Origin of the sequence: Mesorhizobium sp. M7A.F.Ca.US.014.04.1.1, assembly GCF_003998745.1 — a bacterium.
Lineage (GTDB): Bacteria > Pseudomonadota > Alphaproteobacteria > Rhizobiales > Rhizobiaceae > Mesorhizobium > Mesorhizobium ciceri.
Window position 1 is genome coordinate 1 of sequence record NZ_RZRW01000230.1, and the last position, 8,628, is coordinate 8,628.

An 8,628-nucleotide genomic window follows, 5' to 3' on the forward strand; every position below is an offset into this window, starting at 1 on the left:
GTCATGTTCTACTGGGACGACGAGGTCGTCGATCCCAACGTCTCGCCGCTGAACGGCGCCACGCCGGAAACCTTCGGCGTCGGCACGACGTTGAAGAAGATCGACGACTACACCGTCGAATGGACCTTCAAGGACGCCTTCCCGAAGCAGTACCTGTATGCCATGGCCTACGGCACCTTCTGTCCTGGTCCCGCGCACATCCTGAAGCCGCAGCATCCGAAATATTCGAAGAACACCTATGACCAGTTCAAAAATGCCTTCCCGCCGGAATTCATGAACATGCCGGTGATGGGCGGCTGGGTCCCGGTCGAATACCGGCCGGACGACATCATCGTCATGCGCCGAAATCCCTATTACTGGAAGGTCGACGAAAAGGGCAATCAACTGCCCTATCTCAACGAACTGCACTACAAGCTGTCGACCTGGGCCGATCGCGACGTCCAGGCGGTGGCCGGCGCGGCTGATTTTTCCAATCTGGAGCAGCCGGAAAACTTCGTCGCCTCGCTGAAGCGTGCGGCGGAGGCGAACGCGCCTGCCCGTCTTGCTTTCGGCCCGCGGCTCATCGGCTACAATCTGCGCTTTAATTTTTCCGCCAATGGCTGGGGCAATCCGGACGAACGCGGCCAGGCGATCCGCGAGCTGAACCGCAACGAGGATTTCCGCAAGGCCGTCACCATGGCGCTCGACCGCAAGGCGCTCGGCGACTCGCTGGTCAAGGGGCCGTTCACCGCCATCTATCCCGGCGGCTTGTCGTCAGGAACCAGCTTCTACGACCGCAATTCGACGGTCTACTACCCCTTCGACCTCGATGGCGCCAAGGCTGAACTCGCCAAGGCCGGCCTCAAGGATACGGACGGCGACGGCTTCGTGAATTTCCCTTCCGGCACCGCCGGCGGCAAGAATGTCGAGATCGTGATGCTGGTCAACAACGACTACACGACCGACAAAAGCCTTGCCGAAGGCGTCGTCGCCCAGATGGAAAAGCTCGGGCTGCGGGTCGTGCTCAACGGCCTCAACGGCACCCAGCGGGACGCTTCGCAATACTCCGGCCGCTTCGATTGGCTGGTCCGGCGCAACGAACAGGAACTGACCTCGGTGGTGCAGAACACCGTGCAGCTTGCCCCTGTCGGCCCGCGCACCAGCTGGGACCATCGTGCGCCGGAAAATGGCGAGGTCGATGTGATGCCGTTCGAAAAGGACCTCGTCGACATCGTCAACAAGTTCGTCTCCACGCAGGACAATGACCAGCGCGCCAGCTTGATGAAACAATTCCAGAAGATCTCGACGGAGCACGTCTACAATGTCGGCCTGACGGAATATCCCGGCGCGCTGATCGTCAATAAGCGATTCTCGAACATTCCGCAGGGCACGCCGATCTTCATGTTCAACTGGGCCGAGGATTCGATCATCCGCGAACGGGTATTTGTCGCCGCAGACAAGCAGGCGAAATATGAATTGTTCCCCGATGAGCTGCCCGGCAAACCCGGAGAGAAGGGGCTGATGAATTAGGTTTACCTCCCTGACTGAGAGACCTCCGGCCGCGCCGCTGGCGCGGCCGGACAAACCAACCTCCGGACGCAACCAAGGGCGCGATCGGCGAGACAAGGAAATGAACCGTCCATGCTGCGATTCCTGCTCACGCGCATAGCGTCGGCAATCCCGGTCCTCGCCATCTTGAGCCTGGCCACCTTTGCCATCATCCAGGCGCCGCCGGGTGACTATGCCGACTACATCCGCTCGCAGGCGATCAACCAGGGTGGAGCTTCCTTTGCCGAGGCCGACGCGCAGGCAAAGGCCTATCGCATCGAGCATGGCCTCGATAAGCCGCTGCCCGTGCAGTATCTCAACTGGATCGTCGGCATCGTCACCCGCGGCGATTTCGGCTACAGCCTGTACTACAACAAACCGGTCGCCGATGTGGTCGGAGAGCGCCTGCCGCGCACGCTCCTTCTGGCGCTGGTCTGCCATCTGCTGGCCTCGGTGCTGGGCATCACATTCGGCATATGGGCGGCGACAAGGCAATACACCTGGATCGACTCGACACTGTCGGCCATCTCCTTCCTCGGCATGACGGTGCCGCGCTTCCTGATGGCGCTGATCATCGTCTATCTCCTGGTCTTCCAGTTCAACGTGTCTGAGATCGGCTCATTCTTCTCGCCGCAATATGGTGGTGCGCCGTGGTCGTGGGCCAAATTCGTCGACCTCGACAAACATGTCTGGCCGGTGGTGGCGATCGCCACTTTCGGCGGCCTCGCCTACAATATGCGCGTCATGCGCGGCAATCTGCTCGATACGCTGAACGCGCAATATGTCGAGACGGCAAGGGCCAAGGGGCTGACGGGTGCTGCCGTCGTCATGCGCCACGCCGTGCCCAACGCGCTGCATCCGCTCATCATGTATCAGGGCGTGGTGCTGCCCTATATGCTGACCGGCGAGATCGAGACGGCGATCATCTTCGCACTGCCGACCGTCGGCCCGGCGATCGTCGGCTCCATGGCTGTCGGCGACGTCTATGTCACCGCCACCTTCATGATGGTCCTGTCGGCGACGCTCATCGTCGGCAACATCATCGCCGACATGCTGCTCGTGCTGCTCGATCCGCGCGTGCGCCAGTTCGGGGAGCGTTGAGATGCTGGCGCGCGATCCATCCCCTCCACCGCTGCCTGCCGAAGGGCCCATCGTCGCCGAACCGGCGCATGGCAACGAAAGCTACATGGCGCTTGTCTGGCGCCGGCTGAAGCGCTCCTGGACCGGCATGGCCGGGCTCTGGCTCGTCGTGCTGCTGCTGGTGATGGCCGTATTCGCCGAATTCATCGCGCCAATGGACCCGAAGGTCACGGATGTCGGCTTCGCTCCGCCGCAGGTGCCAAGCTTCCATGACAGAGACGGCGGTTTCACCGCACGGCCGAGGGTCTATGCGCTGGCCGATTCGGCGGACCTCGATCCGGTCACTTTCCAGCCCGTCGTCGGCCCCGACTATGATCATCCTAGGCTGCTCGGTTTCTTCGTGCATGGCGCGCCCTACAAGCTGTTTGGGCTGCTGCCGGCGGACCGGCATCTGTTCGGCTCGCTGGACGGCCAGCCGGTGCATTTCCTAGGCACCGACAAGTTCGGCCGTGACGTGCTGTCGCGCGCCATCCACGGCTCGCGCGTCTCGCTGATGATCGCCCTGACGGTCGTCTTCATCATCACCGTCATCGGCACCACCGTCGGCATGGTTTCCGGCTATTTCGGCGGCAGGTTCGATGTCTGGATGCAGCGCTTCGTCGAACTGGTGCTCGCCTTCCCGCAGCTGCCGCTCTATCTGGCGCTGACGACACTGATCCCGGTCACCGCTCCCACCAACGTCTTCCTCGCTTTCGTCATCATCGTCATGTCGGCCTTGGGCTGGGCGCAGATGTCGCGCGAAGTGCGCGGCAAGACGCTGGCGCTGGCGCGGATCGAGTATGTGCGCGCCGCCATGGCGGTCGGCGCCACCGACCGGCGCATCATCATGCAGCACATCTTCCCCAATGTGATGAGCCATGTGATCGTCGCCGTGACGCTGGCGATCCCGACCGTGGTGCTGCTCGAATCCTTCCTCGGTTTCCTCGGCTTCGCCGTCAAGCCGCCGCTGATCTCGTGGGGCCTGATGCTTCAGGACACCGCGACCTATTCCGTCATCGGCACCTATCCCTGGATCCTGTCGCCGGTCGGTTTTGTGCTGGTCACCGTCTTTGCCTTCAACGCGCTGGGCGACGGCCTGCGCGACGCCGTCGACCCTTATTGAGGTGCTGAGATGTCCGTCGCGCTCGCCGAATCCTTCGCACCGATCGTCCGTCACGACCATGATGGACGCCAGGACCAGCCGATCATCGATGCCCGCAACGTCGCCGTGGCCTTCAAGGTGGAGCATGGCGTCGTCGAAGCGGTCAAGGACATCTCGTTCCAGCTCTATCGCGGCGAGACGATCGCCATCGTCGGCGAATCCGGTTCGGGCAAGTCGGTGACGGCGCGCACCGTCATGGGCCTGCTGTCACGGCGCGCCACGGTGTCGCCCGGCTCGAGCGTCTGTTATGACGGGCAAAACATCCTGAAATTTCCCGAGAGCGCCCGGCGCAAGCTGCGCGGCAACCGCATCTCGATGATCTTCCAGGAGCCGATGAGTTCGCTCAACCCGATCTATACGGTCGGCAGCCAGATCGTCGAGGCGATCCGGGTGCATCGTAAGGTCAGCCGCAAACAGGCTTGGGCGCGAGCGCTCGAACTTCTGCAGCACGTGCAGATTCCCGATCCTGCCGCGCGGCTCAGACAATACCCGCATCAGCTCTCGGGCGGGCAACGCCAGCGGGTGATGATCGCCATGGCGCTGGCCAACAATCCCGACGTGCTGATCGCCGATGAGCCGACCACGGCGCTCGATGTCACCGTCCAGGCGCAGATCCTGAACCTGATCCGCAGCCTGCAGAAAGAGCTGCGCATGGCGGTGATCCTGATCACCCACGACCTCACCGTGGTGCGCCAGTTCTCCGACTACGTCTATGTCATGCAGCATGGCGAAATGTGCGAGCACAACGCCACCGAACGGCTGTTCGGCGATCCGCGGCATCCCTATACGAGGCGGCTGCTGGCTTCAGAGCCGCACGGGCAGCCGAAGCCGCTGCCGGAGGGTTGTGGCACCATTCTCGAGGCCAGCGGCGTGCGCGTCTCATTCATGCTGCGCCACGGCACCTTTCTGAAACCCGACTGGCGCGAATTGGTCGCCGTCGACGATCTCAGCCTGAAACTCTGTCGTCATGAGACGCTGGGGCTGGTCGGCGAGTCCGGCTCCGGCAAGACCACCTTCGGCCAGGCCCTGCTCCGGTTGATCGACGCCAAGCGCGGCGAGATCCGTTTCGACGGCAAGCCGATCCACGGCCTGTCGCGGGCCGAGATGCGGCCGTTGCGCTCGCGCATGCAGATCGTCTTCCAGGATCCGTTCTCCTCGCTCAACCCGCGCATGACGATCGGCCAGATCATCGAGGAAGGGCTGATCGTCAACAGCATAGGGGCGACGCGGCGCGAGCGGGTCGAACGGGTGCGCGACGCGCTGGTCAGCGCCGGCATGCCGGGCGATATTCTGTCGCGGTTTCCGCACGAATTCTCCGGCGGCCAGCGACAACGGATCGCGATCGCCCGCGCCATAGCGCTCGAACCAGAATTCATCCTGCTCGACGAGCCGACATCGGCGCTGGACCTCTCCGTCCAGGCGCAGATCATCGACCTCCTGCGCAAGCTGCAGGACGAGCGCGGCCTCAGCTACCTCTTCATCTCGCACGACCTCAAGGTGGTGCGCGCGCTATGCCATCGCGTGATCGTCATGCAGAACGGCAAGATCGTCGAGCAGGGCCCCGTCGACGACGTCCTGTCCAATCCCAAGACCGCTTACACCGAACGGCTCGTCAGGGCCGCTTTCGATGTGGCCTGAACATATGCCGGAGGTTAGCATGGCAAGAAATCCCAAGATCACGTTCATCGGCGCCGGCTCGACGGTGTTCATGAAGAACATTGTCGGCGACGTGCTGCAGCGCCCGTCGCTGTCCGGCGCGACGATCGCGCTGATGGACATCAATCCGCAGCGGCTGGAAGAGAGCGCCATTGTCGTCAACAAGCTGATCGCGACGCTTGGCGTCAAGGCGAAGACCGAGACCCATTCGGATCAGCGCAAGGCGCTGGCCGGCGCCGATTTCGTCGTCGTCGCCTTCCAGATCGGGGGCTACGAGCCCTGCACCGTCACTGACTTCGAGGTGCCGAAGAAATACGGCCTGCGCCAGACGATCGCCGACACGCTCGGCGTCGGCGGCATCATGCGGGGCTTAAGGACCGTGCCGCATCTGTGGAAGGTGTGCGAAGACATGCTCGCCGTCTGCCCGCAGGCGATCATGCTGCAATATGTCAACCCGATGGCGATCAACACCTGGGCGATAGCAGAGAAATACCCTGAGATCAGGCAGGTCGGCCTCTGCCATTCGGTGCAGGGCACGGCAATGGAGCTGGCTGAAGACCTCGACCTTCCCTACGAAGGGATCCGCTATCGCTCGGCCGGCATCAACCACATGGCGTTCTATCTGAAGTTCGAGCATCGCCAGCCGGACGGTTCCTACCGCGACCTCTACCCAGATCTCGTGCGCGCCTATCGCGAAGGCCGCGCGCCCAAGCCCGGCTGGAACCCGCGCTGTGCCAACAAGGTGCGCTACGAGATGCTGACCAGGCTCGGCTATTTCGTCACCGAGAGCTCGGAGCATTTTGCCGAATATACGCCCTATTTCATCAAGGACGGCCGCCCGGACCTGATCGAGAAGTACGGCATCCCGCTTGATGAATATCCCAAGCGCTGCATCGAGCAGATCGAGCGCTGGAAGGGGCAGGCTGAAGCCTATCGCTCGGCCGATCGCATCGAGGTAGAGCAGTCCCGGGAATATGCCTCCTCGATCATGAATTCAGTCTGGACCGGCGAGCCGTCGGTGATCTACGGCAATGTCCGCAACAATGGCTGCATCACCTCGCTGCCTCGGGATTGCGCCGCCGAAGTGCCGTGCCTGGTCGATGCCTCCGGCATCCAGCCGACCTATATAGGCGAGCTGCCGCCGCAATTGACCGCGCTGATCCGCACCAACATCAACGTGCAGGAACTGACGGTGCGGGCTCTGATGACCGAGAACCGCGAGCACATCTACCACGCGGCGATGATGGATCCGCACACCGCGGCCGAACTCGATCTCGACCAGATCTGGTCACTGGTCGACGATCTCTTGGCCGCTCACGGCGACTGGCTGCCGGGCTGGGCGCGGGTGGCGCGCAAGACCGAGGCCGCCTGACGACCTCATTTCGGAGCGTCGGGATCCGTCTCTTCCTCGTCATCGCGGGCCTTGATGACATAGGCGCCCTTCAGCCAGCGGTTGAGGTCGATGTCCTTGCAGCGCGTCGAGCAGAACGGAAAGCTGTCGCGCGCCGAGGGCTTGCCGCATTCGGGACAGGGGCGCTTTGGGCGCAAGGGCGTGACTTTGGGATCGGAATTCACAGCCGGGTTCCCGCCAGCCAGCCGCCATGCACCTTGAAGCCTTCGCCGCTCAGCAGCGCGATGGTCTCATACAGCGGCAGCCCGACGATGTTGGTGTAGGAGCCGACCAGCTTGACGACGAAGGCGCCGGCGAGGCCCTGGACGGCGTAGCCGCCCGCCTTGCCGCGCCATTCGCCCGAGGCGATATAGGCGTCGATCTCTTCGCGCGGCAGCCGCTTGAAACGCACCCGCGTCTCGACCAGGCGCTGGCGCAGCTTGCCACCCGGGGTGATAAGGCAGATGCCGGAATAGACCCGATGCGAACGGCCCGACAACAGCCCGAGACAGTTGGCGGCGTCGTCGAGGGTTTCTGCCTTGGGCAGGATGCGCCGCCCGACGGCAACCACCGTGTCGGCGGCCAGCACGAAACCCGGCGCATAGTCGGCTTCGGTCTTCAGTGACGCAAACGCCTTTTCGGCCTTTTCCTTCGACAGCCGCTTGGCCAGCGAGCGCGGATGCTCGGCACGCAGCGGCGTCTCGTCGATATCGGCCGGCAGCACGCGGTCCGGCTCGATCCCGGCCTGCTGCAAGAGCTCGATTCGGCGCGGCGAACCCGAGGCAAGCACCAGCTTCTGCAAAATGCTCATCGCGGACCAGTCGGGCTTTGCTTACTTGAAACGATAGGTGATGCGGCCCTTGGTCAGGTCGTATGGCGTCATCTCGACCAGAACCTTGTCGCCGGTCAGCACGCGGATGCGGTTCTTGCGCATGCGGCCGGCCGTATGGGCGATGATTTCGTGTTCGTTTTCGAGCTTTACCCGGAACATCGCGTTCGGCAACAATTCCGTCACGACACCCGGAAACTCGAGGACTTCTTCCTTCGGCATTCGATACCTTTGCTTGGATGGTAGTTCCAGCACCCTGGCCGGAATTTCGGCGGAACCTATATGATAATCGTCCGCTTGTGAACACGCTTAATCCGTCGCGTTTTTTGCCTCTGGAAGCAAGAAACGTCGTCCTATGCGCACCTTCAGCCGCTCGCGGACGTCCCGGTACGCTGCCATGATCTGTTCGCGCGTGCCACCGGCGTCGGTCGGGTCCGGCGTCGGCCAATATTCGACCTCGACGGCGAGCGAGCGGGTGAGTTCGAGTGCGGCGTGGTGCGCTTCGGGTGCCAGCGTGACGATGAGGTCGAAATAGTCGTCCTCGAGATCGTCCATCGTCCTTGGGTGGCGCTCGCCCAGCGTGAGATCTTCTTCGGCCAGCACCGCATCGACGAACGGATCGCGCTCGCCGGCGCGAACGCCGGCCGAAGCGACAAAGACGGTGGCGGGCAGCATCCGGCGCGCCAGCTGCTCCGCCATTGGCGAGCGCACGGCATTCATGCCGCACAGGAACAGGATCGAACGGGGCAGGGCGCCGGGCGACAGGGCTAGCCCCGCCAGTGCAGCACGCAGACCAGCGTGAACAGCCGGCGCGCCGTATCGAAGTCGATGTCGATCTTGCCGGACAGCCGGTCCATCAGCGTCTGCGAACCTTCATTGTGCAGGCCGCGGCGGCCCATGTCGATCGCCTCGATATGGCTCGGCGTCGAGGAGCGGATGGCGTCG

At 63.2% G+C, this 8,628-nt stretch carries 10 protein-coding genes; 5 read left to right on the forward strand and 5 right to left on the reverse strand.

Annotation, left to right across the window (positions count from 1 at the left end; genetic code table 11):
• From EOA22_RS16740 to EOA22_RS16760, 5 genes are all read left to right on the forward strand, one after another.
• Nucleotides 1–1,509 (forward strand): ABC transporter substrate-binding protein (locus EOA22_RS16740; RefSeq protein ID WP_127390094.1); only part of this gene is annotated, 1,509 nt, incomplete at its 5' end.
• Between the two features lie 111 nt (nt 1,510–1,620).
• On the forward strand, nt 1,621–2,628 hold the full coding sequence (locus EOA22_RS16745) for an ABC transporter permease (protein ID WP_063170041.1): 1,008 nt from the start codon (nt 1,621–1,623) through the stop codon (nt 2,626–2,628).
• 1 nt (nt 2,629) lies between these two features.
• Nucleotides 2,630–3,769, forward strand: a complete 1,140-nt coding sequence (locus tag EOA22_RS16750) for an ABC transporter permease (protein ID WP_063170042.1) — start codon at nt 2,630–2,632, stop codon at nt 3,767–3,769.
• 9 nt (nt 3,770–3,778) lie between these two features.
• Complete coding sequence (locus EOA22_RS16755; RefSeq protein WP_063170043.1) at nt 3,779–5,446, forward strand: ABC transporter ATP-binding protein; 1,668 nt, start codon at nt 3,779–3,781, stop codon at nt 5,444–5,446.
• A gap of 19 nt (nt 5,447–5,465) precedes the next feature.
• Nucleotides 5,466–6,836, forward strand: a complete 1,371-nt coding sequence (locus tag EOA22_RS16760; RefSeq protein ID WP_063170044.1) for an alpha-glucosidase/alpha-galactosidase — start codon at nt 5,466–5,468, stop codon at nt 6,834–6,836.
• A gap of 5 nt (nt 6,837–6,841) precedes the next feature.
• Here the strand turns inward: EOA22_RS16760 and yacG are convergent, their stop codons facing one another.
• From yacG to EOA22_RS16785, 5 genes are all read right to left on the reverse strand, one after another.
• Nucleotides 6,842–7,039: a DNA gyrase inhibitor YacG gene (gene yacG / locus EOA22_RS16765; protein WP_013530195.1), complete on the reverse strand. Its 198-nt coding sequence runs from the start codon at nt 7,037–7,039 to the stop codon at nt 6,842–6,844.
• Nucleotides 7,036–7,665 carry a Maf-like protein gene (locus tag EOA22_RS16770; protein ID WP_013530196.1) on the reverse strand — a complete coding sequence of 210 codons (630 nt, stop codon included), beginning with the start codon at nt 7,663–7,665 and terminating at the stop codon, nt 7,036–7,038. The genes yacG and EOA22_RS16770 overlap by 4 nt, the downstream gene beginning before the upstream one ends.
• Before the next feature lie 21 nt (nt 7,666–7,686).
• Complete coding sequence (gene infA, locus EOA22_RS16775; protein WP_006200926.1) at nt 7,687–7,905, reverse strand: translation initiation factor IF-1; 219 nt, start codon at nt 7,903–7,905, stop codon at nt 7,687–7,689.
• An 87-nt stretch (nt 7,906–7,992) separates the two neighbouring features.
• Nucleotides 7,993–8,463: a low molecular weight phosphatase family protein gene (locus EOA22_RS16780; protein ID WP_013530197.1), complete on the reverse strand. Its 471-nt coding sequence runs from the start codon at nt 8,461–8,463 to the stop codon at nt 7,993–7,995.
• The coding region (locus tag EOA22_RS16785; protein WP_206521291.1) for a UPF0262 family protein at nt 8,451–8,628 on the reverse strand (178 nt) is incomplete at its 5' end. The genes EOA22_RS16780 and EOA22_RS16785, both read right to left, overlap by 13 nt.

Bases quoted from the DNA above. Each gene is read 5' to 3' on its own strand.
- EOA22_RS16745 (WP_063170041.1), top strand. From the start codon at position 1,621: ATGCTGCGATTCCTGCTCACGCGCATAGCGTCGGCAATCCCGGTCCTC.
- EOA22_RS16750 (WP_063170042.1), top strand. From the start codon at position 2,630: ATGCTGGCGCGCGATCCATCCCCTCCACCGCTGCCTGCCGAAGGGCCC.
- EOA22_RS16755 (WP_063170043.1), top strand. From the start codon at position 3,779: ATGTCCGTCGCGCTCGCCGAATCCTTCGCACCGATCGTCCGTCACGAC.
- EOA22_RS16760 (WP_063170044.1), top strand. From the start codon at position 5,466: ATGGCAAGAAATCCCAAGATCACGTTCATCGGCGCCGGCTCGACGGTG.
- EOA22_RS16770 (WP_013530196.1), bottom strand. From the start codon at position 7,665: ATGAGCATTTTGCAGAAGCTGGTGCTTGCCTCGGGTTCGCCGCGCCGA.
- infA (WP_006200926.1), bottom strand. From the start codon at position 7,905: ATGCCGAAGGAAGAAGTCCTCGAGTTTCCGGGTGTCGTGACGGAATTG.